This window comes from Staphylococcus caseorum, from assembly GCF_049943195.1.
Lineage (GTDB): Bacteria > Bacillota > Bacilli > Staphylococcales > Staphylococcaceae > Staphylococcus > Staphylococcus equorum_A.
This window is the reverse complement of record NZ_JBNFUA010000002.1, coordinates 1-26,280: the sequence shown is the minus strand read 5'-3', so window position 1 is coordinate 26,280 and position 26,280 is coordinate 1. Positions and strand designations below refer to the sequence as shown.

The following is a 26,280-nucleotide window of genomic DNA, read 5'->3' as shown; positions in this document are numbered from 1 at the left end:
AAAAGTCATATTTTAGTTAAGTCACAGAAATATAATTCGTACGTTTAATGAAATTAAAAATACCAATTGATAATAGTAAAAGTGTTTTATAAAACGCCTATAATTCTAAAATCATTAACAATTAAAAAAATTTTATTATCAAATATACTATTTTTATATGATTCAATCTCACTTTCAGAAAAATCTAATGTTTTTAATTTTTCTTTGATATTTTCGCTCTTATTCTCAAATGTATTATTACTATCAATTGGATAATAACTAATACTTGTAACATGTGTGTTATTAATTATATTAGTAATACACTCTGAGTTTTTTGTAAGAATGTAAATATTTTGAACATTCACGCCTTGGTCTTTTAACGCTTTGATATCTACTTCTAATTCATCAACGTTTATATATTCTTTTACAACAGGTTTCAAAGTATCCCTCCTCTTGTTAATTCAAATTCTATTATGATTTTTAGAATTAATTACTAAAGTAAAATAATGATTTTCAGTTATATAAAAATAAGTACTTTCTATAATCAAATCGAATAATTCAGCTCTATCGACATCTGATGACATTTTATATTGAGATTCTAATTTTTCTTGATATTCATAATCCACAAAAATTATTTGCTCTCTTTTAACAGTAATAGTTTTTTGTTTGTATATTAATTCAATGAGTGATTTTTTGTAATGTATTGCTTCAATCTTATCAATATCAAAAGCACTATAGACAAAATTTTTTACTCTTTGTTCCCTTTTACGTTTACTTTGTTGAACTTTAAAATCTTTAGTGTATTGATGTTTAACAAAAATATAAACTAACAACACTATTATTATGGCAATAAGAAAAAATACAGTAGACATCAGTTTACACCCCGTTTTATATTTTTCATGAACTCATTATAATTAATATTTCCTTAAAAATAGTCTTTAAACATTTTATTTATTTCATTTAATATAAAAAAATAAGGTATTAATACACTAAAGAGACCTCAGCATAAACTCTTTAGTTCACACACACTCGCTGCCATTAACATTTATCGTTAATGATAGCTTTAATTTTAAGGAATTTTATTATGGATCTTCACAACCAACTTGTCAGGACAACTTAAAACTTCTTGAGTTTTAAAGCACTAATGTCGTCCCAATATTTAAAATATAAATGACACTAATCCTTTTCTATAAGCATTTATTTATATAATGTGTTTTTCAATCGATTGTAAGTTAGAAAAAATTTGATTTTGAAACGATTGAGAGAGTCCTTATTCAATGAGAATTCTTTTTTTCGGAATGGCCAGCGATAGATTCACCTATAACAATTGCTATTTTATCATTGGGACAAGCGTTATTATAATACCACTTGAAACTTTTGCTCCAATATCTAGTGTTATTCGACCAATAAGTAGTAACGATTTACTAGTGGACATAATTTTAGCATTAGTATTAGAAAATCTATTCAATTGAGATACTATATAAGAGTAAAATGTTTATATTTGAGTATAAAAGGAAAAGAATAGAATGAGATTTTGGTTGTTTAGGCTTGAAGGGGATGAGAATAATGAAAAAAATAGCGGATCAACGTGTTGACTAACCATTTGTAGCCCAAAATTCAGTTGTTACTTCTCCTAATAATTTAACAACAATACATTTTAAACGCTAATGGGCCCTCTATGAACGATGTTAATAAGATTCCTATAAAGAGAAGGGTTCCCTGTAAATATACTACATAGATGCGAAGAAACTTCTAGGGTTTTTAAAGGTCGGGTCTCCCCTTATTTAGAAGGAGACATTTTTTATAATAAAGACTTATCTAACACATTCAAATCAAGCGTTGAAAATAGTAGTAAAGCTTTTTATGAAGGAGATATCGCTGATAAAATTGCTGAGTTTATGAAACAAGACGGGTGATTAAGGTGACTATTTTAACTATATTAAAATTGATGATAAAACCTATATTTGTAATATTAGGAGGTCAAAAAAGTGTCGAAATTTAAGTCTTTGCTTCTACTCTTTGGCTCGCTAATCCTGCTTAGTGGTTGTTCTAACGTAGAAGTTTTAAACCCAAAAGGGCCAATGGCAAGTAATTCGAAGTTTTTGATTATGTATTCGATCATCTTCATGCTTGCTATCGTTGTCGCTGTAATTCTCTTGTTCACAGTCTTTCTATACAAATATAGAATGGGCAAGACAGAGGAAACAGGAAAGATGCACCATAGTTTTTTACTTGAATCGATCTGGTTCATTATTCCAATAATCATTGTAATTGCTATAGCCATTCCAACGGTTAAATCACTTTACATGTATGAGGAAACACCAGATAAAAAAGATGACCCTATTGTAGTTTATGCTGCAAGTGCTGGTTATAAGTGGTTCTTTAGTTATCCTGAAGAAAAAATCGAAACTGTTAATCACTTAACTATTCCCAAGGATCGACCTGTTGTTTTCAAACTCCAATCAATGGATATGATGACAAGTTTCTGGATTCCACAACTTGGTGGTCAGAAATACGCGATGACAGGTATGACAATGGACTGGACATTAACATCCAGTGAAGAAGGCACGTTCCGTGGACGTAACTCAAACTTCAATGGTGAAGGTTTTTCTCGTCAAACTTTCGATGTTAACTCAGTAAGTCAAAGTGAATTTAACGATTGGGTCAAAGATGCTCAAAGAAAAAAAGAGTTAGATCAAGATACATTTGATAAGCAACTTTTACCAACTACTGAAAATGAAGAGTTAACTTTCAGTGGTACCCATCTAGCATTTGTTGATCCTGCAGCAGATCCTGAGTATATTTTCTATGCCTATGATCGTTACAATTACGTACAAAAAGATCCGAACTTTAACACTGAAGAAGAATTAACTGAAGATGTGTTAGATGAACCTGATCAACCTGCACGTAAACCGCAAATCACAAATGCGAACTATGAAAGGCATGGTATGAAAGCCATGATTCTTGGCAACGACGAGCCTTACGATAGTGAATTCAAAGACGAAGAATCACATAATATCGATGAAATGGACAAAATATCTGAAGGTGCAAAAGATGAAAAAGCATCTAAAATAGAGAAAAAAGACCATGAAAACGGAGGTGGACAGTAATGAATTTTCCATGGGATCAATTGCTCGTTCACGGTGATTGGATGATTACAATGACACAAATTGGAGCCCCATTCGCCGTCATCGCTGTAATTGCAGCAATTAGCTACTTTAAATTGTGGAAATATCTATACAGGGAATGGTTTACATCTGTTGATCATAAAAAAATCGGCATCATGTATTTAATCTGTGCTTTATTAATGTTTGTTCGCGGTGGTATTGACGCGCTAATGATGCGTACACAATTGGCTATACCAAACAATACATTCTTAGAAGCAAACCACTATAATGAAGTCTTTAGCACGCACGGCGTTATTATGATTATTTTTATGGTAATGCCATTCATTTTTGGTTTATGGAATGTCATTGTACCTTTACAAATTGGCGCTCGTGATGTTGCATTCCCTGTATTAAATAACGTAAGTTTTTGGTTATTCTTCTCAGGTATGGTTTTATTCAACATGTCATTTATAATCGGAGGCGCACCTGCGGCTGGCTGGACAAATTATGCACCGATGGCAGGAGAATTCAGTCCCGGACCCGGAGTCAACTATTACTTAATTGCAATTCAAATTTCTGGTATCGGTACACTTATGACGGGTATTAACTTCTTCGTATCTATACTTAGATGTAAAACACCTACGATGAAATTTATGGAAATGCCAATGTTTACAGTTACTGCTTTCATTACAACATTACTCGTTATCTTAGCATTCCCAATATTAACAGTCGCGTTAGCACTATTTACAACTGATAATATATTCGGTACAGCGTTCTTTACAGTTGCAAATGGTGGTATGCCAATGCTCTGGGCTAACTTCTTCTGGGTATGGGGGCACCCCGAAGTTTATATTGTTGTCCTTCCAGCATTTGGTATTTATTCTGAAATTATTCCAACGTTTGCGCGTAAACGCCTATTTGGTCACCAAAGTATGGTTTGGGCGACTGCAGGTATCGCATTCTTAAGCTTCTTAGTTTGGGTTCATCATTTCTTCACAATGGGTAATGGTGCATTAATCAACTCATTCTTCTCAATTTCAACCATGCTTATTGGTATACCAACCGGTGTTAAAATCTTTAACTGGTTGTTTACGCTTTATCAAGGTCGAATTACTTTTGAAGCACCCATGTTATTCGCACTAGCATTTATCCCTACCTTCCTAATAGGTGGCGTAACTGGTGTGATGCTTTCTATGGCAGCAGCCGATTACCAATATCATAATACTTACTTCTTAATTGCACACTTCCACTACACATTAGTAGCAGGTGTTGCATTTGGTTTGTTAGGAGCATTAATTTTCTGGTGGCCTAAGATGACTGGATTTAAGTTAAACGAAACGTTAAACAAATGGTGTTTCTGGTTATTCATTATTGGTTTTAATGTTTGTTTCTTACCACAATTCGTGCTTGGTTTAGATGGTATGCCTCGTCGTTTATACACTTATATGCCAGAAGATGGTTGGTGGTTACTAAACATAATCTCTACTGTCGGAGCACTAACGATGGCATTAGGCTTCATGTTCTTAATTGCAAGTATTGCATATAGTTTCTTCAAATCACCACGTGAATCAACTGGCGATAACTGGGATGGTTTAGGTCGTACATTAGAGTGGTCAACTGCTTCAGCAATGCCACCTAAATACAACTTTGCTATCACACCTGACTGGAATGACTATGATACATTTGTTGATATGAAAGCACACGGTCGTCACTACTTAGATAATCACAATTATACTGATATTCATATGCCAAATAACACGCCAGTTGGTTTCTTTATGGGGATTTTCTTCACAATTGGTGGGTTCTTCTTAATCTTTGAAACTATTATTCCAGCCATTATTTGCTTAATCGGCATCTTTAGTACGATGATTTTCCGCAGTTTCCAAGTTGACCACGGTTATCATATCCCAGCTTCTGAAGTAGCAGAAACCGAAAAACGTTTACGTAAAGCACGTGTAAAAGAAAAGGAGGCTGTAAGTCATGAGTCATAATGCAAACACAATTGATCAACGTTCGCATGAAGGTGAATTAAATAAACTTGGCTTTTGGATTTTCCTTACAGCTGAATTTTCATTATTTGGTACGTTATTTGCAGCGTTACTAACACTGCAACACGGTGGCGATTATGCTGGTAAAATGACGACTGAGTTATTTGAATTACCCCTAGTTTTAATAATGACATTTGCGTTATTAATTAGTTCTTACACATGTGGTATTGCAATATATTATATGAGAAACGAAAAAGAAAAATTAATGATGGTTTGGATGATTATCACTGTATTACTAGGTATCGTGTTCGTAGGTTTTGAAATTTACGAGTTCGCCCACTATGTAGGTGAAGGTGTTAATCTAACTATCGGTTCTTATTGGTCTAGTTTCTTTATACTATTAGGAACACATGGTGCCCACGTATCGTTAGGTATCGTCTGGATTATCTGCTTATTAATTCAAGTAGCTATGCGAGGATTAAATAAAGACAATGCTCCTAAATTATTTATAGTAAGTTTATATTGGCACTTTTTAGATGTTGTATGGATCTTCATCTTCACTGCCGTATATATGATAGGGATGGTGTTTAGCGGATGAATACAATAGTAAAACACACAGTAGGTTTTATTGCCTCAATCGTTCTAACGTTATTAGCGGTATTTGTAACTTTATACACATCTATGGCACTTAATGTGAAGATTACTATCCTCTTTGGTTTTGCATTTATACAAGCTGCAGTTCAATTATTAATGTTCATGCATTTAACTGAAGGTAAAGACGGAAACATACAAAGTTTTAAAGTTATATTTGCGATTATCATTACCTTAATTATCATAATTGGTACTTATTGGGTAATGCAAGGTGGACACTCAGCTCACTTATAATCTATAGAAAAGGACCTCTCTTCAGAAGAAGCTTTTGGAATGGCCCAATTAGTCAGAGGTGTTTTTTTAGAAAAAATATTAAACATATATAATATACTAAGCAACCCGTGATGACAGAAGATATTGTACAAACAAATGTTAACTTCACAAATTATCCCTATCTCTGTCGGAAATTCTCAGTAAGTAGGAGGTTATCATTGTTATACTGTTTCTATTTGTAGGATTAGTGACTATGAGAGGTTATTTAAAATAATCTGTATTGAGACAATATTTCATTTTGAAACGATTAAAGGACTCCTTATTGAATAAGGAGTCCTTTTTAATGTTATTCTGATAACCATAGATTATGTAAATTCAGGTTTAATTTAGATAAATTAAAGGTATTAATAAAACAGGGCTTCCCATATAACTTTTTGATTACACACTTACTACAGTTAGAAATATTTCTAACTGTAGTTTTAAATTTAGATATGCACATAAGATGATGTGATTAAATATATGCTTCATATATTTAAAATCAGAAATGATAGTCTTGAGACTTGTATAAGTATAAAAAAGGAGAGAGAATAAATGGATATATTAATTAATTTAAGAAAAAGACATGAGCTAACACTTAAACAACTTAAGGATGAATTAAATAAAATGTCTGACTTATCATTTGATGAAAAAAGATTATGGCAATTTGAAAAGGGAGAAAAAACTCCTACCGAAACAGAAGCAGAAGTGTTAGGACATTATTTTAATTTGCCTTATGAAGAATTTATATATTATTAAAATGTATTAATATTTAAATTAAATATTAATAATGAAGGATGGTTAATGTGACTGTTTTAACTATATTATAATTAATTGTAAACATTATTATTGTTTTAGCTTTACTTAGCGTGCTTTTAGCAGGCGCTCTGTTACTTTTTAAAGACAAAAGACAAAAACAACACAGCGTATTACGTAATTATCCGTTACTCGCGCATGTTCGCTATTTTTTAGAAAAAATAGGGCCTGAAATGCGCCAGTATTTATTTTTACAAGATACCAAAGGTAAACCATTCTCAAGAAATGATTACACTAATATTGTTGTCGCGGGTAAATACAATTCAAGAATGTCTAGTTATGGCACTCAAAATGATTATGAAGATGGTTTCTATATTCAAAATACTATGTTTCCCTTACAAACAGCTGAATTACATATCGATCAATCAACTATGATCTCTACATTTATTTATGAAGTCGATAACGAACGTTTATTTAACCGAGATGAACATATATCTAAAACTGAAATTGATCCGTACTTTTTGTCTGACGAGGACGCTATTATACTTGGAAAAGGCTTAGATTATCCTTTTAAAATTAAACGACTTGTCGGTCAATCAGGTATGAGTTATGGTGCCTTAGGTAGCCATGCTATTACAGCTTTATCCATGGGGTTAGGTCAAGCTGGAACTTGGATGAATACAGGTGAAGGCGGTTTATCTAAATATCATCTTAAAGGTGGCGCAGATATTATATTCCAAATTGGCCCAGGTTTATTCGGCGTACGTGATAAAGAAGGGGAATTCGATTTAAAAGAATTTCTCAAATTGGCAAACCGCGACAGAATTAAAGCTTTTGAAATAAAGCTAGCGCAGGGCGCTAAAACACGGGGTGGTCATATGCAAGGTAATAAAGTAACAGAGGAAATTGCTGAAATTAGAAACGTAGAACCATGGAAAACAATTAATTCTCCCAACCGTTTCAATTCAATTGGCAACCCCAAAGATTTATTAAATTGGGTAACGTTTTTACAACACCAAGGTCAGAAACCTGTAGGTTTTAAAATTGTAGTTAGTAAGGTATCAGAAATTGAAAAACTTATTAATACTATGATTGAAACTAACCAATACCCTGATTTTATCACTATCGATGGCGGGGAAGGTGGCACCGGTGCCACTTTCCAAGAACTTCAAGATGGTGTGGGTTTGCCATTGTTTACAGCCCTACCTATTGTAACAGCGTTACTTGAAAAGTATGATATTCGTCACCAAATGAAAGTCTTTGCTTCTGGTAAACTTATCACACCAGACAAAATTGCTATTGCTTTAGGTTTAGGAGCAGATTTAGTTAATATCGCACGAGGGATGATGATCAGCGTTGGATGCGTCATGAGTCAACAATGTCATATGAATACTTGCCCAGTTGGTGTGGCAACAACTGATCCTAAACGAGAAAAAGGTCTCATTATTGACGAGAAAAAGTATCGCGTTACTAACTACGTTACAAGTTTGCATGAAGGTTTGTTTAATATTGCTGCTGCTGTAGGTGTAAAAAGCCCTACCCAAATTTCAAAAGATCATATCATCATTAAAAAGAAAGATGGCACAGTGAAATCTATAAATGACTATAAATTAAAACTAATTAATTATAAATAAATCAAAAACTAATTGTAATAATATATATTTTTTAGTTTAACTTATCAAAAAATTAATATTTTCAATAATCCAACTTCCTATAAATTCAAAAATTTTTCAAGCATTGTATAATGAATCAGAGGTGGTTTTCCATGAAAGAAAGTACAAGAAGAGAACTAGAATTTAACTTTCTAGGTTTTGATGTAAAAATTGACGCGTTTTACAAACTCCTTTATCAAATTAACGATATAATGTTAGCTTTATTCTTCATTGTCGGTAGCTTCTTGTTTTTTAGTGAATCAACTACTTTCTATGGCACAGTCTTATTTGTTATTGGGAGCTTTGAGTTATTAATTAGGCCTATAATAACTATCTCTAGGGATATCCATATATATAAAATTAAAAAAGACAAAAACCTATAGGTCTGGACTGTATCCTGCCAAATCAATAATTATTGGTGATATAAATACAAGGAGCCGCACATAAATGCTTAATGAATGGAAGAAATATTAGAACAATAATGAACGTGGTTCTTCATGTTTATTGCAAAAGAAAGCGAAAATGTAATAGGAAGCGATGGCGCAGAAAAAATGGAATTTGTGAAAAAAACACTTTATTTTTTGTAGTAAGAACTGATAAGGGTAACTGGCCTTCTATAAATTTAGCTTACAGATTAGGATTTCAAAGAGATGCTAATTTTGATGATTTTACAGATAAAAGAGATATATTCTTTTTTAAAAATCTAATTTAGTGACTAAAATATAATAATTCATACCAAATTTTAAAACAATTAAGAGACTTTTTTTCTAAGAAGTCTCTTTTAATATGCTTTTTAGAACTATTTTGCTCATCTAGATTTTTTTCATGACTGACAATCATCATAACTTATCTCGTTGGCTTCTTTAGTATTTAGTTTTATTTAATTACTAAGTATTCAAAATGATACAGTACTTTATGTAATTATATTTTTTCAATTTTTTTGGATTTTTAGTATAAGAATAAGCATTATCTATTAATAATTAAATAAACCTAAAAGTTATAAAACAGGATTCAAATTATCATTTTATATTTTCAGAAAACAGTAACATTATATGCATGTTAAAGTAAATATGTAAGGGCTTTCTATAATTATTAAATGCATAGGAGAGGAATAGACATGATTTTTGAGAAAATGGAACAATCTGATTATGAGCAACTAGTATTTTGTCATGATAAAACAAGTGGCTTAAGAGCAATTATTTGTATTCATGACTCTACGCTTGGTCCTGCACTAGGTGGGTGTCGTTTCTGGAATTATGATACAGAAGAGGAAGCGATTGTAGATGTGATGCGTTTAGCAAAAGGTATGACGTATAAAAATGCAGCTGCAGGACTTAACTTAGGTGGCGCAAAAACAGTCGTAATGGGCGATCCAAAAACAGATAAGTCAGAAGCATTTTTTAGAGCATTGGGACGTTATATTAATAGTTTAGATGGGCGCTATATTATTGCAGAAGACGTAGGCACAAGTGTTGAAGATATGGATATGATTTATCAAGAAACACCTTATGTATGTGGTATAAGTGAGTCATTTGGTTCGGGTGGTAATCCAAGCCCAATGACAGCATTAGGTGTTTATTATGCTATGAAACGTACGGCAAAAGAAGCATTTGGTAGCGATACTCTTGAAGGTAAAACGGTCGCTGTACAAGGGGTAGGAAATGTTGCATATCATATGTGCAAATTTTTACATGAAGAAGGCGCTGATCTTATTGTAACGGATGTTAACGAAGAAGCTATAAAATGTGCTGTAGAGGACTTTAATGCTAAGGCAGTGAGTATCGAAGATATTTATGGTGTTGAAGCTGATATCTTCGCTCCTTGTGCATTAGGTGGTGTTTTAAATGATGAGAGCATACCAAAATTAAAATTTAAAATGATTTGTGGTAGCGCTAATAATCAGTTGTTAGACCAAGATAAACACGGGAAAATGTTAAATGAACGTGGTATTATCTATGCACCAGATTTTGTTGTAAATAGTGGGGGCGTGATTAATGTTTCAGATGAGTTACAAGGTTATAATAAGGAACGTGCAACTCAAAAAGTGAAAGGTGTATATAATCAAATAGGTAAGATTTTAAACATCGCTAATGAAAAAAACATCCTACCATTAGAAGCTGCAGAACATTTAGCAGAAGAACGTATTGAAGCTTTACTACGTGTACATGGTAAATTTTCGTCAAAAGCCAATAATCAAATTAATAAATAAATACATTTATTTTAGTCATAATTGTACCTCAAATAATCAGAAGTTAACGTATACAATTTTTAACAGTAATCGAAAAAGATTAATAAGGAAAAATTCAATTTCAAGATCTTTATTTTGTTAATTGAGTTATTTTTGTAGTGTTAATATGAGATTAAAGGAGAAATGATGAATGAAAAAAAGAGTAGGACAATATTTAATGGATTGTATCAGTACTGTGGGCGTTGACAAAATTTTTGGAGTTCCGGGAGATTTTAATCTTACCTTTTTAGATGACATTATTAACCGAGATGATATGGATTGGGTAGGTAATACAAATGAATTAAATGCCAGTTATGCTGCAGATGGTTATTCCAGAATGAAAGGTATTAGTGCTATGGTTACCACGTTTGGAGTAGGAGAACTCAGTGCTATAAATGGAATAGCAGGGGCTTATGCAGAACGTGTTCCTATCATAGCCATTACAGGTGCCCCCACACGCGAAGTCGAAAATGCTGGTAAATATGTACACCATTCGTTAGGGGAAGGTCGTTTTGATGATTACCGTAAAATGTATAAACACATTACTACCGCACAAGGATATATAACGCCTGAGAATGCAGAAGAGGAAATACCACGGCTAATTGATGCTGCAATAAATGAAAAACGTCCAGTTCACCTTCATTTACCAATCGATGTTGCAGCAGAAGAAATTGAAGTAAAAGCACCTTACCGTTATAGAAAACCCAACACACGAGACGTTTCTAGTTATATTAAAATGATAGAAGAAAAATTAAAAAATGCAAAAAATCCTTTGATTATTGCAGGCCATGAAATCAATAGTTTCAATTTGCATCAGCAATTAGAAAAATTTGTGAATCAAACGCAAATTCCAGTAGTTCAACTCTCTTTAGGTAAAGGTGCATTTAATGAAGAAAACTCATATTACATGGGTATTTATGATGGAGAGGTTGCAGAAGAACAAATTAAAAATTATGTAGATAAAAGTGATGTAATTTTAAATATAGGGGCTAAATTAACAGATTCTGCAACTGCAGGCTTCTCATACAACTTTGATTTAGAAAATGTAATAACGATGAATCATCGCAATTTCATAATAGAGGAAATCAAAGACTCGGAAGTTAATCTTCCAGATCTTTTAAAAGGCTTATTAACGATGAATTACGTTAGTAAAGCAAATTATCCAAGCTATCAAGGCTATCAAGATAACAATTTGAATATAAATGAGAAACCATTGACACAAGAAACTTATTTCAAATTAATACAAAGATTTATAAAAAAAGACGATGTTATTATCGCTGACCAAGGTACTGCTTTCTTTGGGGCTTACGATTTAACACTGTATGAAGATAATAAATTTATTGGCCAACCATTATGGGGCTCAATAGGATATACACTACCAGCGACCCTTGGTACACAAATTGCAAATAAACATCGTAGAAATGTGTTGTTAATTGGTGAGGGTGCATTACAATTAACTGTACAAGCCTTATCAACAATTATTAGTGAGCATTTAAAACCTGTTATATTTATCATCAACAATGATGGTTATACAATTGAGCGTAAGATTCATGGTAAAACAGCACCTTATAATAACATTCAAATGTGGGATTACAAAATGTTACCTTCAATATTTGGGGCGAAAGGAAATGACATTAAAATAAATAATGTCACAACTAGTTCAAAATTGAAGAAGGTGTTAAATGAAATTAACGATACACCAAATAAAATGCATTTTATTGAAGTTCACATGGATGTAAATGATGCACCAGAAAAATTAAATAAAGTAGCTCAAGCTTTTTCAAATCAAAATAGCTAACAGTTGAAAAATTTAATAAGTATTACCATATAAGTTATACTAAAGTAACAATAGGATAACTAAGCCACAAGAAGTTTTAAAACAAAGGAGAGATTCAAATGACAGTAGATATTAAAAATTATTTGGATGAGAATTATGGTTTGTTTATAAACGGAGAATTTGTGAAAGGGCATAGTGATGAAACGCTAGAAGTTAAAAATCCGGCGACAGGAGAAACATTATCACATATTGCGAAAGCTAATGAAAAAGATGTAGATACAGCTGTAGCAGCAGCTCAAGAGGCATTTGAGTCATGGAGTTTAACATCTAAAACAGAACGTGCTAATTTATTAAGACAAATTAGTAATAAAATGATGGAAAATAAAGAAAAAATTGCAACAATCGAAACCTTAAATAATGGTAAACCAATCCGTGAAACCTCAGGTATTGACATACCATACGCTGCAAGACATTTTAATTATTTTGCAAGTGTTATCGAAACACATGAAGGTTCAGTCAATGATATAGATAAAGATACAATGAGCATCATTCGCCACGAACCAATTGGTGTCGTAGGGGCAGTTGTAGCTTGGAACTTCCCGATGTTATTAGCATCTTGGAAGATAGCACCAGCAATTGCAGCAGGTAATACAATTGTTATTCAACCTTCTTCCTCAACACCCTTAAGTTTATTGGAAGTTGCTAAAATTTTCCAAGAAATTTTACCTAAAGGTGTAGTCAATGTAGTAACAGGTAAAGGTTCAGAATCAGGGAATGCTATTTTTAATCATGAAGGTGTTAACAAGCTTTCGTTTACAGGCTCAACAAATGTGGGATATCAAGTTGCTGAAGCCGGAGCAAAACGTATTGTACCAGCTACTTTAGAACTTGGCGGTAAAAGTGCCAATATTATCTTAGATGATGCTAATTTAGATTTAGCAGTTGAAGGTATACAACTTGGAATTTTATTTAACCAAGGGGAAGTTTGTAGTGCTGGATCTCGTCTGCTGGTTCAGGAAGGTATATATGATAAATTAATTTCACGTCTAAAAGAGGCCTTTTCAAATATTAAAATAGGCGATCCATTAGATGAAAAAACACAAATGGGTAGTCAAACAAGCCAAGAACAGATGGAAAAAATCCAATCTTATATCACTTATGCAGAACAATCTAATGCTGAAATTCTCACAGGGGGTAAACGTATTACTAACGATGGTTTAGATAGTGGTTACTTCCTAGAACCAACATTAATCGCTGTTAAAGATAATGCTGATAAATTAGCTCAAGAAGAAATTTTTGGTCCTGTTTTAACAATTATAAAAGTAAAAGATGACGAAGAAGCAATTAAAATTGCTAATGATTCTGAGTATGGTTTAGCAGGAGGCGTATTCTCCCAAGATATTACACGTGCGTTAAACATTGCGAAAGCTGTAAAAACAGGTCGCATTTGGATTAACACATATAATCAAGTGCCAGAAGGCGCGCCGTTTGGTGGTTATAAAAAATCAGGTATTGGACGAGAAACATATAAAGAAGCCTTAAGTAATTATCAACAAGTTAAAAATATATTTATTGATACAAGTAATGAGTTAAAAGGGTTATATTAATAAATAAAATGTTATACGACACATTGATATTGCAATTTTAAGAAACAAATAAATTAGGTCACAATATTCTACTTAAACTACGTTAGAACTCGAAATTTAAGTAGTGATTGAAAACCGATTTTTCATTTAGATAACTGTTATTTTATATCAGTTAAAAGACTCCTTATTTAAAAGGAGTCTTTTTATAATCATAAATTAATACATAAAAATCATATAACAGAAGATGATTAGTTAACATCTATTTAATTTCTGATATGTTAATATTTAATTATACTTAAATTTAATAGGGTGGAGCGATTAAATTGGGATACCAAAGTGAATATGGTTTAGAAGAAAATGTAGTTAAACAGCTACAAGATTTGGGGTATGAGCGTGTATCATTGCGCAACGAAACACAATTGAAAGAGAATTTTAGACGTATTTTAAATGAACGAAATGCAGATAAATTAGAGGGTACGCCTATATCAGATAGTGAGTTTAAACGTATCATGATTGATATCAGTGATAAAAGTGTATTTGAAAGTGCTCAAATATTAAGAGATAAATATGTACTAGAACGTGACGATGAAACAAAAGTTTATATTAGCTTAATGAATATAAAAAAGTGGTGTCAAAATACATTTCAAGTCACAAATCAAGTGAGTGTAAATGATACACACAAAAGTCGTTATGATGTAACTGTTTTAATTAATGGATTACCTTTGGTTCAAATTGAACTTAAACGTAGTGGCGTTGCGATTACAGAAGCTTTTAATCAGATTGAACGTTATCGCCGTCAAAACTATACAGGGCTATTCAGATTCATACAAATGTTTGTTGTGAGTAATAAAATGGAAACACGCTACTACGCGAATAGCGATCAAAAAATCATGAAAAGTCATATGTTTTATTGGAGCGATGAAAAAAATGAGCGCATTAATATGCTTAAAGATTTTATTGAATCTTTCTTAGAACCTTGCCATATTGCTAAAATGATTAGCCGTTATATGATTATTAATGAAACGGATAAAATATTAATGGCCTTGAGACCGTATCAAGTCTATGCTGTAGAGGCTTTGTTAAATCGTGCTATAGAAACAAATAACAATGGTTATATTTGGCATACGACAGGGAGTGGTAAAACCCTCACATCGTTTAAAGCGAGTCAAATCTTAGCGCAAGAACCAGATATTAAGAAAGTTATATTCTTAGTCGATCGCAAAGACCTAGATGGTCAAACTTTAGGGGAATTTAATAAGTTTGAGTCAGATTCTGTTGATAGGACGTTCAATACTAAAAAGTTACTCAAACAAATGGATGATCCTACACGGAAACTAATTATTACGACGATTCAAAAAATGGATAATGCGATTAAATCAGGACATCCAGTAATGGAACGTTATAAAGAAGATAAAGTCGTTTTTATTATTGACGAATGTCATCGAACACAATTTGGTTCAATGCACCGTATCATCAGACAACATTTCGGAAACGCCCAATACTTTGGTTTTACGGGAACACCTAGATTTGAAGAGAATGCGAGTCAAGATGGACGCGCGACTGCGGATATTTTTGGAGAATGTCTACACCATTATCTAATCAAAGATGCGATTAGAGATGGTAACGTGCTAGGTTTTTCTGTTGAATATATGAATACGTTTGACCGTAGTGAAAAAATTACCGAAGACGGTTATGTTAATAAAATTAATGATGCTGAAATATGGATGGCAGACGAACGTGTTCAAAAAGTAGCAGAACATATTATTGCGAATCATAATAAAAAAACACGTGACCAAATGTACACAGGTATGTTGACCGTTCAAAGTATTCCAATGGCAATTCAATATTATCGTGTTTTCCAAAAATTGAAGAAACAAGGTGTACATAATTTTAATGTCACGACAATATTCAGTTATCAGGATAATGAAGCCATAGATGATACGATGGATGAACAAACAAGAAGAGATATATTAGAAGATATCATTCAAACGTATAACGAGACCTTTGATAAAAATTTCTCAACGGATACGTTTGATGGTTACTTCAATGATGTATCAAACCGTGTCAAAAAAGGATTACCCGATCAAAAATTAGATATTCTTATCGTTGTCGATATGTTCTTAACAGGCTTTGATAGTAAAAAATTGAATACGTTATATGTTGATCGTAATTTACAGCATCATACGCTTATTCAAGCCTACTCACGTACCAATCGTGTGGAAGAACCAACGAAACCCTACGGAAACATTGTTGCTTATAGAAACTTAAAAGAAAAAACGGATGAGGCTATTGAGCTTTTCTCTAAAACAGACAATACAGATACGGTATTGAGCTTATCGTTCCAAGCGTACTTAACGAAATTTAAACAGGCTCTGATTGAACTATTTGAATTAGCTGAAACACCTCAAGCCGTAGACCAATTAGAAAGAGAAGAAGATCAACGTGATTTTGTTATTGCATATCGTGAGTTAGCGAAGCATATGCAAAAGTTAAAAACGTTTGATGAATTTGCATTTGATAAGGAAACATTAGGTATTGATGAACAAACATATGAAGATTATAAAGGTAAATATTTAGATATCTATGACAAAGTGATACGACCTGATAATGAAACAGTAGAGGGAGAATCTATATTAGACAATATTGATTTTAATATTGAGATTTTACGAAATGATTTGATTAATGTTCAATATATTTTAGATTTATTAAATCAAATTGATTTAAGTGATACAGAACAACAAGAAAAAGATATTAAAGAAATTCGTAAAGTGCTTGATAAAGCTGATGATGATCAATTGAGATTGAAATCCGATTTAATTCGAACATTCCTAGATAAAGTCGTACCGAATTTAAATGAAGGTGATTCAATTGATGATGCTTATTATAATTATGAATCGAAAGTAAAGGTCGGAGAGCTGGAACAATTTTCTGAGGAAACAGAATATCCATTAGAATTATTGAAATCACTAGTTAAGGAATTTGAATTTAGTGGTCAATTAAATAATAATTTAATTGAAGAAGGCGTTTCTGGCGGTCTTTTAATACGTACTAAAAAAATAAAACGTGTTAAATCATTTATTAAAGAGATGGTTAAAAAATATAGTGTTTAATGCAAAACAAGTGTAGTTTTCGAAAACTACACTTGTTTTTATTTTGAAATCATGCTATATTTGTTTTGTAGAAAAACACAACTACAGGAGGTTTGGTATGTTAAAAGATTATGTTAATTATCAAAGTGGCACATTAATACAGCGCTTAGAAGTTGATGAGAGTGACCTGGGGAATCGTTATATGGTATATGATCAAAATATGTTAGATATAGATTTAGGGTTAACCATAGATGATACATATCAACCTAGAGTCATAAGATTAAAAGATACATCAAGAGCAACCGTTGTACGTAAAGATGATATTGTCATAAGTATGATGACAGGTGAGTGTACCCTAGTGAGCTCAAGACACGACGGTTCAATTTTACCTTATAACTATACAAAAATTGAAGTTACTTCAGACTTATTGGAACCTGCTTTTTTAGTCTATTGGTTTCAACTAGCACCAGAGGTACAATCACAATATAAGCAATATATGCAGGGTGGCTCGACAATAAAAAAACTAACACATCAACAGTTAAAATCACTCTATATTACCTTACCTTCAATTGAACGACAACGGTTGATTGGGCAAATTGGTATTAAAGAAAAACAATTAAACGTATTAAAACAAAGACAAAGTCGATTAAAAAAGCAATTCTTATCCAACACTTTATTCAAGGAGGACAATTAAATGTCTATTACGGAAAAACAACGCCAACAACAAGCTGAATTACAAAAAAATCTATGGTCTATCGCTGATGACTTACGGGGCAATATGGATGCCAACGAGTTTAAAAACTATATCTTAGGTATGATTTTTTATCGTTTCTTAAGTGAAAAAATTGAAGAACAAGCACAAATACTCTTAGCTGAAGACAATATAGATTATGAAACTGCGATGGCAGATGAAGATTATAGACCTGTCTTAGAGCAAGAATTTATTTCACGTATCGGTTATGTGATTGAACCACAGTATCTATTTAGTCACTTAGTTAAAAAAATTGAGAAACAAGTTTTTGAAATGGAAGACCTGAGTAATGCGATTAAAAACATAGAAAATTCTACACGGGGTCATGATAGTGAAGATGACTTTATTCACTTATTTGATGATTTAGACCTTGTATCTTCACGTTTGGGTAACTCTAATGCTGCACGTACAAAATTGATTTCAAAAGTAATGATGAAGATATCTACATTACCTTTTGTTCATAGTGATATGGAGATTGATATGTTAGGTGATGCTTACGAGTACTTAATTGGTCAATTCGCAGCAAGTTCAGGTAAAAAAGCTGGAGAATTCTACACACCCCAACAAGTTTCAACGATTTTAGCTAAAATCGTAACAGCCAATAAAAAAGACCTCAAAAGTGTTTATGACCCTACATGTGGATCGGGATCATTACTCCTTCGTGTTGGTCGTGAAGCCGATGTGCGTCAATATTATGGTCAAGAATACAACAGTACAACGTATAACTTAGCACGTATGAACATGTTGTTACATGATGTCAACTATGCGAATTTTAAAATTGAAAATGGAGATACGATAGAAGATCCAGCCATTTCAGATGAACGTTTTGAGGCAGTGGTGGCGAATCCGCCTTATAGTGCGAAATGGAGCTCAGATCCACAATTCTTAGAAGATCCACGCTTTAGTAATTATGGAAAATTAGCCCCTAAATCAAAAGCAGATTTTGCATTTATTCAACATATGATCTACCACTTAGATGACAATGGAACAATGGCTGTCGTTTTACCACATGGTGTATTATTCCGTGGCGCAGCTGAAGGTGTCATTCGCGAATATTTAATTAAAGAAAAAAATTATTTAGACGCAGTGATTGGTTTACCGTCTAACTTATTCTTTGGGACATCGATACCAACAAGCATACTCGTCTTTAAAAAATGTCGTGAAGAAGATGACAATGTATTGTTTATTGATGCATCGCAATCATTTGAAAAAGGTAAAAATCAAAACCATTTAACAACTGAAGATGTTGAAAAAATTGTTGAAACTTATAAAAATCGAGAAACAATAGATAAATATAGTTATGCGGCAAGTTTAGAAGAAATTGCAGAAAATGATTACAATCTTAATATCCCAAGATATGTCGATACATTTGAAGAAGAAGAACCTATTGATTTGGAGCAAGTTCAAAAAGACTTAAATCAAATTGATGATGAAATTGTTGAAGTAGAACAAGAAATTAATAGTTACCTCAAAGAATTAGGAGTGTTAAAACATGACTAATGAATTAGCAAACGTACCTGAATTAAGATTTACTGGGTTTGAAGATAAGTGGGAAGAAACAAACCTAGGGAATATTGCAAATATAGTTGGAGGTGGTACACCTAAAACTGAAATACCAGAGTACTGGAACGGTGAAATCAACTGGTATTCTCCTGTGGAAATTGGGGACAGAAATTATGTATATGAAAGTAAAAATAAAATAACTCAATTAGGATTGAAGAAAAGTTCTGCTAAAATTTTACCTATTGGTACAGTTCTTTTCACAGCAAGAGCTGGTATAGGAAACACAGCTATTTTGAAAAAAGAAGGTGCCACAAATCAAGGATTTCAATCTATAATACCTAAAGAAGGAGTGTTAGATACCTACTTTATATTCTCAAGAACAAACGAATTAAAACGCTATGGAGAAATCCATGGAGCAGGTTCTACATTTGTAGAGATATCAGGAAAAGAAATGGCTAAAATGCCAATTTCAATACCAGTTATAAAAGAACAACAAAAAATTGGTGATTTCTTTAGCAAACTCGATCAACAAATCGAATTGGAAGAACAGAAATTAGAGAAGTTAGAAGAACAGAAAAAGGGATATATGCAAAAGTTATTTTCTCAAGAATTAAGATTTAAAGATCAAGACGGAAATGATTATCCAAAGTGGGAAAAGAAATTTATAAAAGATATCTTTATCTTTGAAAACAATAGAAGAAAACCAATTACTTCTTCATTAAGAGAAAAGGGATTATACCCTTACTATGGTGCAACCGGAATTATTGATTATGTAAAAGATTATTTATTCAATAATGAAGAACGATTACTAATAGGAGAAGATGGTGCGAAATGGGGCCAGTTTGAAAAGAGTAGCTTTATTGCTAATGGACAATACTGGGTAAATAATCATGCACATGTAGTTAAAAGTAATAATCATAATTTGTATTTTATGAATTACTATTTGAATTTTAAAGAACTGCGAACATTTGTCACTGGTAATGCACCAGCTAAATTGACTCATGCGAACTTATGCAATATAAATCTTGAAATTCCTTGTCTCAATGAACAAGGTAAAATAAGTGCATTGTTAAAATCTATAGATAAAAAAATGAATAATCAAATTAATAAAATCGTATTATTAAAACGACGCAAACAGGGATTATTGCAGAAAATGTTTGTGTAGTTCTGATAACGACCTATTATGTAAAGTAAAAACAGAACTTAAAGATTGTATTATATTTAATTGTGAAAAAATGGAGGAGGATAGAGATGACTATACCTGAGTCAAAACTAGAAACTTGGTCAAATCAAGGAGCTACACAAGCACCAAAATCTTTAAGAAAAAAATAGAAAAAGCCCTTACTGAGTATGAATCGAAAATCACAAGAAAGAGTCAACTTGAAATTTATCTTCAAGGCTCCTATCGAAATAAAACAAATATATTAGGAAATAGTGATGTCGATATTGTCGTTCAAAATAACGCTACTTTTTTTAGAGATATTTCAAAATTAAACAAATACGAGAAGAATATATATATAAATACTTTTAATGATGCTACTTATACTTGGCAAGATTTTAAAAGTGAAGTAATAAAGACACTTGAATGTGCCTTTGGTTCAGATAATGTAAAAATTGGTGATAAGTCAATAAAAATAGATGATGGAAATTACGAAGCTGATGTAGTTCCCTGTTTTGAGTACCGTAAATATGTTTCTTTTGGGAAAAGTGATGAATATAAAAAATATATCCCTGGGATTAAATTCTTTACCACTAACGAAAATCATAGTGTTGTTAATTATCCAAAAGAACATTATTCAAAAGGCGCTGATAAAAATCAACGAGTGAATAAGAGGTATAAACCAACCATAAGGGTGTTTAAGAATATTAAAAGTAAGTTGATTGAAAAAGAAATGATCAGCAAGGACATTGCATCTTCTTATTTTGTAGAGAATTTATTATATAACGTCCCAGATGAATGTTTTGATAATATAAAACTGTCGACTAGAGTTTATAGTGTGCTTAAATGGTTACAAGATAACAAGATATCATTTCCACAATTTTCATGTCAAAATGAACAAATTATGTTATTTGGTTGCGGCCAAGAACAATGGAATGAAAAAGACGCACGTACGTTTCTTTCACAAACAATTAAACTTTGGAATGAGTGGTAAATATGCATGAGTACAGTATTGATGTAGAACATAGTAAAATTCTTTTTTACTTATCATTATTATCGATTTTAATTTCAAGTACTATAACTACTATATTAAATACATTAATAGTAAAAATTCCTTACGTAGAATTTACTGTATCTTTTACTGCAATAGGTATTTTCGGTATTTTATATGCTTTGTTCAATAATTATATTTGGAAGTGGAATTTTCTTAAAGGAATAGTTAAAATACCCAATTTAAATGGGGTATGGAAAGGAGAATTTCAGTCTTCTTATCATAATTTTAACAAGAGCCTTCCAGTTGTTTTAATTATCGAACAAACGTGGTCAAAAATTTGTATTACAGGGGAATTTAATCACTCTAAATCTTCAAGTAATACAGCTTCATTAAAGATAAATGATGGAGGAGGAGTTAAATTACTCTATTCTTACTATAATGACAAAATTCCACAATATCATGAAATGGGTACTAGCAATCACAAAGGTTATGCGAATTTAGAAATAAAAAGAGATTCAATGGAAGGTAATTATTTTAATGACCCAACTAATAATGAAAACTTTGGGAAAATGAAACTGTTAAAAAAATCCTAGTTTTCAATAATCGTTGATATTGTACGTATTACCTTATGCTTAATTTGGGCTAATCATATTTGGCGCTTTAAAAGCATTTGATAGCTTAAGATAAAGTTAACCTATGAAGCTATTTTAAATTTTCAAATACCTATTTAAAATGTAAGGTGATACACAATAAAGACTTTTTTCTATTTGGAGAAAAGCTGTATAAATAACTATAAATCGAAAACGCCCAAAATATTTATTTAACAGTATTTTGGGCGTTTTATTCAGTTAACACAATTAAGCTAATAGGAAATATTAAATGAATAATATATATAATTCTTTAATTAAAACCACTAATAACGATGTTAACAAACTCATCAGAACTTAAATTCCCCTCATTTTCTTCAGAGTTTATACTTCTACTTTTAGTATCAGGGGCCCAAACCCAATTTGCTGCTGCTGCCACATTTGCTGCTGTAGCTACCGCAACGTGAGTTGCTGCTGCTACTGTAGTAAATGCAGCGCCAACATATACAACTGGTCCTACCGCTAACGTCCCCACCGCTCTAGTAGAAACATCATCTTCCTTTTCATTGTTATATTTTTCATCCACTTTTTTCAATGCTTTTTCAAGTAATGGATTTACGCTTTCTAAATGTTTTTTTAATGCTACATGATCTTTAGAATAAATAGTATTTTTTAATTTATCGAAATATTGGCTATCTTGCTTATTAATTTCCTTTACAATCATATCAGCACGTTCGTTTACATCGTCATTATCAATCTCTTTAACGACTTCCTCCGGCCAAATTTCAGGTATTTCTTTTTGTGCTCCTCCTACTCCAAAGGCAATCCCTTTAAATAATTCTTCTCCAGAATATTCTTTAGTTTTAGCTATCGCGATTGGTTCTAAATTTCCTAATACAGTAAACGATAATACAATTAAAGACATAAAAATCATACTAATTTTTTTGGTAGTTTTCATTTTTTCCTCCGGTAAGTTTTAATTTTTTATTGATAGGTATTAAATATAATATTAAAGCTCCCGCCATAGCTGCAGAAAAACTAAATAATCCTAACATTAACGCAAATATTTCATGCATGAATATCCCTATAATAAAATAATATTTCCAATGATTTTTTGGGGCAAACAAAGCCCCAAATAATAGTAATTGAACGATAAGGGTCCCCCAAGTCGGTATAACTACTAACCATGATTTAAGAATTGGGTCTAACATAGATAAAAAGAAATCATTTAATCCAAATAAAGGATCATGTAAATAATAATAAACAGCTGTACCATTAATCCATTCTTCCCTCGATATTTTCGCAAGAAAAGAATGAAGATATATTAAGGAAACTTGTAATCTAATCATATAATAAGGAACTATAGCTACTACTCTAGAAAAATTATTTGTGAAATTACTGTTACTCCAATGCCATTTCCTACCATCAACAAGTGTTATAGGTATTAATAAAAAAGTTAATGCTACAGCTACCTGATCTCCACCGTCAAGAGTGGACGCAGCAGTGTAAAAACTATATGAAATATACCAATGAATTATTCCTGTATACCTAGGTCGCCAACCTATTATAATTAGCAATAAAAATACTATAAAAGTCCATTTAACAATGGATAAATAAAAATAATTAGGAGGTACTATATTAAACAAACTTAATATCCCATTACCAGTAGGGTAACGATCAATACCTGACATTGGCGCAAACAATTCATGTACAGGGTTCAATAGTAATGTTAATAAAGTACTAAACGCGATTAAAGCTCTACCTAATCCATATACATTTGAAAGACAATTAAAATGTATGATTTTTTTTCAATTTGTTTCATAAACGTTCAACCTCATCACTTTAGAGGGCATAGCTCCCTTGTAATCGTTTGACCACGCCCAAGGCACTGGTTCTTCTTTGATTATAGCTATATCTCCTAAAATAGTTGGATACTTTTGATCATTCTCTACTTTGATTGGTTTCATTTTTCTCACACAATTTCCAGGCGTGTCTTGACACTCTTTCATGTTAGTTGGATTAGCTTTTTCATATAAACGTCCTAATTCAATGCCCTGAGCTCTGCCCTTTTTTTCAACCCATAGAAATTATCTAAAGTCATATTAGGCCACTTACCGACATATTCTCCAGTGTTTAAATCAATAGCATAGAATTTTTCATCTCTTGGATCTTTACTAAAAAAGCCCCAACCTTGAGTGAATATTTTGGAAACTTCAGCTTCGAGAGTAGCAGGTATTTTGATAGGGGTTTTTGTATAAGAAAACGAAAAAGAAATAACGAAGAGTAATATAAAAACAAAACTATATATAACAAGAAAGATTTTTAACGAATTATTCAATTTACTAATCCTTCCTAAATTTAAAATATAAATCTACAATTATTAATAGAAAAATCATAATTACTGGTAATGCAAATAAGACTGCTTCGTTGAAAATTATATTACTTCCATAAAGTACTCTATATACATAAAAATTACTAATGTACAAAAAGTAAAAGCTCAATGAATAATGTAAAAATAAATTAACTACATTTCTAAAATTATCTTTTTTTCTATATAAATACATAAGTAAAAAACTTAATAAACTTAAAAAAATAGGTAAGAAGATAATGGATTTTGAAGTATAAGTATTCCCATTATTCAAATGCATTGGCAAAGTACTAGGAAGAGTATTCCAATTTTTAAATATTACACATAAACTTATTATTAAAGTTATTAAATAAAAAAATAAAATTATTATTTCTTTAGTTTTTTTATATGTATCTCTCCTTTAATTTTTATTATAAGCGCTCACAACAAGAACAATAACAATAAAAAAATAAAAAAGAAAGATGTTTATTAATAATAATAATTTTTAAATACTAAAAATATTAAAATAAGTTATCAATCAACTTAAAAATATTATTTTTTTGTTAAATACCATATAATATATAAGCATAAAAAGTTATAAATTCTATAAGTGCCCTTATAGAATTGGGGAAATCAATTTGCGCAAAATCGCAATTGCCTTTCGTCGATTTTTTATCTTAGTTTTAAGTAATCGCTGTTATAGCACAAACGTAAAAATTAATACTAAATCAAAATTTAAGCTACTAGCAAAAACTAGTAGCTTTTTTGTTCCGTTAATTTTTAAATGCCTTTATTTTGAATTTTAAAGGGGTATTTTAAAGATTTAAGGATAATTTTATAGTTATATACCTCAATACTTACATAATCTCTTAAAAAGCAAATATAAGGTATATAAATATAATCTAATTTCATATACAAAAATTTTAAATTGCATTTGAATTATTGATTAAAGATATTATGTTTAGGTATATTTTGACGACGCATATTAAGTGCATGTATTTCTTCAAGCTCAGCTTTAATCGATTGCATCAAATAACCTTGCATAGCTTCAACCGTTTCATTTTTCTGTAGCAACATCGCTTTAAAGCGTTTTAAGACGTTGACAAGTTCGAACTCCACGTCTTCTAAACGATAATATGTATCATGGGCGTTATTAAATGATTTTTTCCCTTTAAGTAAAACACTTTTAATAATACGAATTTCTCTAATTTCAAAATTACTTAAGTAATCTTTGATTTGTTGTGGCAATTCTTCAAGCACTTGGAATTTTAAGGCATCATTATTAAATTCAGTTTGTTGATGATTTGTATGATTCGAATGAGCGTTTTTAGAAATATTGTTAGATGTATCATTCAAATCATTCGTATCATTATTCTCAGTATCATTATTCTCAGTATTATTTAAATTAGTATCATTAGACTGTGAATTCAACTGTTCAAGAACTTCCGAATTCACAGTTCCAGAACTTCCAAATTCATTGTTTTGGAACTGTGAATTTGGAAGTTCCTTGCTATGACTGGTTTCATTATTGTAATTTGGCTTTAATAGATATAATCTATTAGGTTTATTAAGCCCCACTCGCTCTTGAGTAAGTAAGTTAAATTTCACTAGTTCCTTTTTTAATTTTATGATTTTTTGTTCAGCATAACCTAAGTATTCACACAAATGTTTGTTACTAAAAATAAAATAAATGTTATTATTTTTATCTACCCATTCGTTTTGTATAGATAATTCAAAACGATCTTTTAATAATGCATACATAATTTTGGCCTCTGCTGACATTTTCTTGAAATATGCATCTTCAAATAAGTATTTAGGTAATTGATAGAATCTTTCAGTTTTCACTTGAGATAAATTATATTTCTCAAAATTTGGCAT

At 31.5% G+C, this 26,280-nt stretch carries 22 protein-coding genes and 1 pseudogene; 17 read left to right on the top strand and 6 right to left on the bottom strand.

Annotated elements, in window-relative coordinates; genetic code table 11:
• Nucleotides 1–86 precede the first annotated feature (86 nt).
• Nucleotides 87–419 (bottom strand): general stress protein, encoded by a 333-nt coding sequence (locus ACP3TL_RS14520; RefSeq protein ID WP_065339185.1) that lies wholly within the window; start codon nucleotides 417–419, stop codon nucleotides 87–89.
• Between the two features lie 21 nt (nucleotides 420–440).
• Complete coding sequence (locus tag ACP3TL_RS14515; protein WP_065339186.1) at nucleotides 441–851, bottom strand: hypothetical protein; 411 nt, start codon at nucleotides 849–851, stop codon at nucleotides 441–443.
• 855 nt (nucleotides 852–1,706) lie between these two features.
• Between ACP3TL_RS14515 and ACP3TL_RS14510 the strand changes: the two genes are divergently transcribed.
• The 17 genes from ACP3TL_RS14510 to ACP3TL_RS14430 all read left to right on the top strand — a co-directional run bounded on the left by ACP3TL_RS14510 (nucleotide 1,707) and on the right by ACP3TL_RS14430 (nucleotide 22,061).
• Nucleotides 1,707–1,895, top strand: a complete 189-nt coding sequence (locus ACP3TL_RS14510; RefSeq protein ID WP_155759075.1) for a gamma-glutamyltransferase — start codon at nucleotides 1,707–1,709, stop codon at nucleotides 1,893–1,895.
• Nucleotides 1,896–1,967: 72 nt separating this feature from the next.
• Nucleotides 1,968–3,089: a cytochrome aa3 quinol oxidase subunit II gene (gene qoxA, locus ACP3TL_RS14505; RefSeq protein WP_037539660.1), complete on the top strand. Its 1,122-nt coding sequence runs from the start codon at nucleotides 1,968–1,970 to the stop codon at nucleotides 3,087–3,089.
• Nucleotides 3,089–5,077 carry a cytochrome aa3 quinol oxidase subunit I gene (gene qoxB, locus ACP3TL_RS14500; protein WP_002508626.1) on the top strand — a complete coding sequence of 663 codons (1,989 nt, stop codon included), beginning with the start codon at nucleotides 3,089–3,091 and terminating at the stop codon, nucleotides 5,075–5,077. Before qoxA ends, qoxB begins: the two co-directional genes overlap by 1 nt.
• Nucleotides 5,067–5,672: a cytochrome aa3 quinol oxidase subunit III gene (gene qoxC, locus ACP3TL_RS14495; RefSeq protein ID WP_002508625.1), complete on the top strand. Its 606-nt coding sequence runs from the start codon at nucleotides 5,067–5,069 to the stop codon at nucleotides 5,670–5,672. The genes qoxB and qoxC overlap by 11 nt, the downstream gene beginning before the upstream one ends.
• Nucleotides 5,669–5,959: a cytochrome aa3 quinol oxidase subunit IV gene (qoxD, locus tag ACP3TL_RS14490; protein WP_002508624.1), complete on the top strand. Its 291-nt coding sequence runs from the start codon at nucleotides 5,669–5,671 to the stop codon at nucleotides 5,957–5,959. Before qoxC ends, qoxD begins: the two co-directional genes overlap by 4 nt.
• Nucleotides 5,960–6,529: 570 nt before the next feature.
• Nucleotides 6,530–6,733: a helix-turn-helix domain-containing protein gene (locus tag ACP3TL_RS14485; RefSeq protein WP_002508623.1), complete on the top strand. Its 204-nt coding sequence runs from the start codon at nucleotides 6,530–6,532 to the stop codon at nucleotides 6,731–6,733.
• A 74-nt stretch (nucleotides 6,734–6,807) separates the two neighbouring features.
• Complete coding sequence (locus ACP3TL_RS14480; RefSeq protein ID WP_285324497.1) at nucleotides 6,808–8,364, top strand: FMN-binding glutamate synthase family protein; 1,557 nt, start codon at nucleotides 6,808–6,810, stop codon at nucleotides 8,362–8,364.
• Between the two features lie 131 nt (nucleotides 8,365–8,495).
• Nucleotides 8,496–8,765: a YrhK family protein gene (locus ACP3TL_RS14475; protein ID WP_037539657.1), complete on the top strand. Its 270-nt coding sequence runs from the start codon at nucleotides 8,496–8,498 to the stop codon at nucleotides 8,763–8,765.
• Nucleotides 8,766–9,499: 734 nt separating this feature from the next.
• A complete protein-coding gene (locus ACP3TL_RS14470; RefSeq protein WP_002508618.1) occupies nucleotides 9,500–10,591 on the top strand; it encodes a Leu/Phe/Val dehydrogenase in 1,092 nt (363 codons plus the stop codon).
• 169 nt (nucleotides 10,592–10,760) lie between these two features.
• Nucleotides 10,761–12,407 (top strand): alpha-keto acid decarboxylase family protein, encoded by a 1,647-nt coding sequence (locus ACP3TL_RS14465; RefSeq protein ID WP_285336866.1) that lies wholly within the window; start codon nucleotides 10,761–10,763, stop codon nucleotides 12,405–12,407.
• A 98-nt stretch (nucleotides 12,408–12,505) separates the two neighbouring features.
• Complete coding sequence (locus ACP3TL_RS14460; protein WP_145415474.1) at nucleotides 12,506–13,993, top strand: aldehyde dehydrogenase family protein; 1,488 nt, start codon at nucleotides 12,506–12,508, stop codon at nucleotides 13,991–13,993.
• A 302-nt stretch (nucleotides 13,994–14,295) separates the two neighbouring features.
• Entirely contained in the window at nucleotides 14,296–17,082 is a 2,787-nt protein-coding gene (locus tag ACP3TL_RS14455; protein ID WP_285324503.1) for a type I restriction endonuclease subunit R, read from the top strand.
• A gap of 97 nt (nucleotides 17,083–17,179) precedes the next feature.
• A complete protein-coding gene (locus ACP3TL_RS14450) occupies nucleotides 17,180–17,755 on the top strand; it encodes a restriction endonuclease subunit S (RefSeq protein ID WP_285324504.1) in 576 nt (191 codons plus the stop codon).
• Nucleotides 17,756–19,312 (top strand): type I restriction-modification system subunit M, encoded by a 1,557-nt coding sequence (locus ACP3TL_RS14445; RefSeq protein ID WP_285324505.1) that lies wholly within the window; start codon nucleotides 17,756–17,758, stop codon nucleotides 19,310–19,312.
• The gene (locus ACP3TL_RS14440) at nucleotides 19,305–20,480 is read left to right on the top strand and encodes a restriction endonuclease subunit S (protein WP_285324506.1); all 1,176 of its coding nucleotides are present in this window, start codon (nucleotides 19,305–19,307) and stop codon (nucleotides 20,478–20,480) included. The genes ACP3TL_RS14445 and ACP3TL_RS14440 overlap by 8 nt, the downstream gene beginning before the upstream one ends.
• A gap of 115 nt (nucleotides 20,481–20,595) precedes the next feature.
• Entirely contained in the window at nucleotides 20,596–21,468 is an 873-nt protein-coding gene (locus ACP3TL_RS14435; protein ID WP_285336870.1) for a nucleotidyltransferase domain-containing protein, read from the top strand.
• Nucleotides 21,469–21,470: 2 nt separating this feature from the next.
• On the top strand, nucleotides 21,471–22,061 hold the full coding sequence (locus ACP3TL_RS14430) for a Cap15 family cyclic dinucleotide receptor domain-containing protein (protein ID WP_285324508.1): 591 nt from the start codon (nucleotides 21,471–21,473) through the stop codon (nucleotides 22,059–22,061).
• 307 nt (nucleotides 22,062–22,368) lie between these two features.
• Here ACP3TL_RS14430 and ACP3TL_RS14425 read toward each other — a convergent pair whose 3' ends face one another.
• From ACP3TL_RS14425 to ACP3TL_RS14410, 4 genes and pseudogenes are all read right to left on the bottom strand, one after another.
• On the bottom strand, nucleotides 22,369–23,013 hold the full coding sequence (locus ACP3TL_RS14425; RefSeq protein ID WP_271399719.1) for a sporulation delaying protein family toxin: 645 nt from the start codon (nucleotides 23,011–23,013) through the stop codon (nucleotides 22,369–22,371).
• Nucleotides 22,991–23,857, bottom strand: a complete 867-nt coding sequence (locus ACP3TL_RS14420) for a sporulation-delaying protein SdpB family protein (RefSeq protein WP_285324511.1) — start codon at nucleotides 23,855–23,857, stop codon at nucleotides 22,991–22,993. Before ACP3TL_RS14420 ends, ACP3TL_RS14425 begins: the two co-directional genes overlap by 23 nt.
• Nucleotides 23,858–23,863: 6 nt before the next feature.
• Nucleotides 23,864–24,393 (bottom strand): annotated as a pseudogene (locus ACP3TL_RS14415) (SdpA family antimicrobial peptide system protein).
• A 948-nt stretch (nucleotides 24,394–25,341) separates the two neighbouring features.
• A complete protein-coding gene (locus tag ACP3TL_RS14410) occupies nucleotides 25,342–26,280 on the bottom strand; it encodes a replication initiator protein A (protein ID WP_271399722.1) in 939 nt (312 codons plus the stop codon).

What these genes read in the sequence shown, in the direction of transcription:
- ACP3TL_RS14515 (WP_065339186.1), bottom strand. Translation starts at nt 851, where the DNA reads ATGTCTACTGTATTTTTTCTTATTGCCATAATAATAGTGTTGTTAGTT.
- ACP3TL_RS14440 (WP_285324506.1), top strand. Translation starts at nt 19,305, where the DNA reads ATGACTAATGAATTAGCAAACGTACCTGAATTAAGATTTACTGGGTTT.
- qoxD (WP_002508624.1), top strand. Translation starts at nt 5,669, where the DNA reads ATGAATACAATAGTAAAACACACAGTAGGTTTTATTGCCTCAATCGTT.
- ACP3TL_RS14410 (WP_271399722.1), bottom strand. Translation starts at nt 26,280, where the DNA reads ATGCCAAATTTTGAGAAATATAATTTATCTCAAGTGAAAACTGAAAGA.
- ACP3TL_RS14465 (WP_285336866.1), top strand. Translation starts at nt 10,761, where the DNA reads ATGAAAAAAAGAGTAGGACAATATTTAATGGATTGTATCAGTACTGTG.
- ACP3TL_RS14460 (WP_145415474.1), top strand. Translation starts at nt 12,506, where the DNA reads ATGACAGTAGATATTAAAAATTATTTGGATGAGAATTATGGTTTGTTT.
- ACP3TL_RS14425 (WP_271399719.1), bottom strand. Translation starts at nt 23,013, where the DNA reads ATGAAAACTACCAAAAAAATTAGTATGATTTTTATGTCTTTAATTGTA.
- ACP3TL_RS14450 (WP_285324504.1), top strand. Translation starts at nt 17,180, where the DNA reads ATGTTAAAAGATTATGTTAATTATCAAAGTGGCACATTAATACAGCGC.
- ACP3TL_RS14485 (WP_002508623.1), top strand. Translation starts at nt 6,530, where the DNA reads ATGGATATATTAATTAATTTAAGAAAAAGACATGAGCTAACACTTAAA.
- qoxC (WP_002508625.1), top strand. Translation starts at nt 5,067, where the DNA reads ATGAGTCATAATGCAAACACAATTGATCAACGTTCGCATGAAGGTGAA.
- ACP3TL_RS14470 (WP_002508618.1), top strand. Translation starts at nt 9,500, where the DNA reads ATGATTTTTGAGAAAATGGAACAATCTGATTATGAGCAACTAGTATTT.
- ACP3TL_RS14430 (WP_285324508.1), top strand. Translation starts at nt 21,471, where the DNA reads ATGCATGAGTACAGTATTGATGTAGAACATAGTAAAATTCTTTTTTAC.
- ACP3TL_RS14445 (WP_285324505.1), top strand. Translation starts at nt 17,756, where the DNA reads ATGTCTATTACGGAAAAACAACGCCAACAACAAGCTGAATTACAAAAA.
- ACP3TL_RS14475 (WP_037539657.1), top strand. Translation starts at nt 8,496, where the DNA reads ATGAAAGAAAGTACAAGAAGAGAACTAGAATTTAACTTTCTAGGTTTT.
- qoxB (WP_002508626.1), top strand. Translation starts at nt 3,089, where the DNA reads ATGAATTTTCCATGGGATCAATTGCTCGTTCACGGTGATTGGATGATT.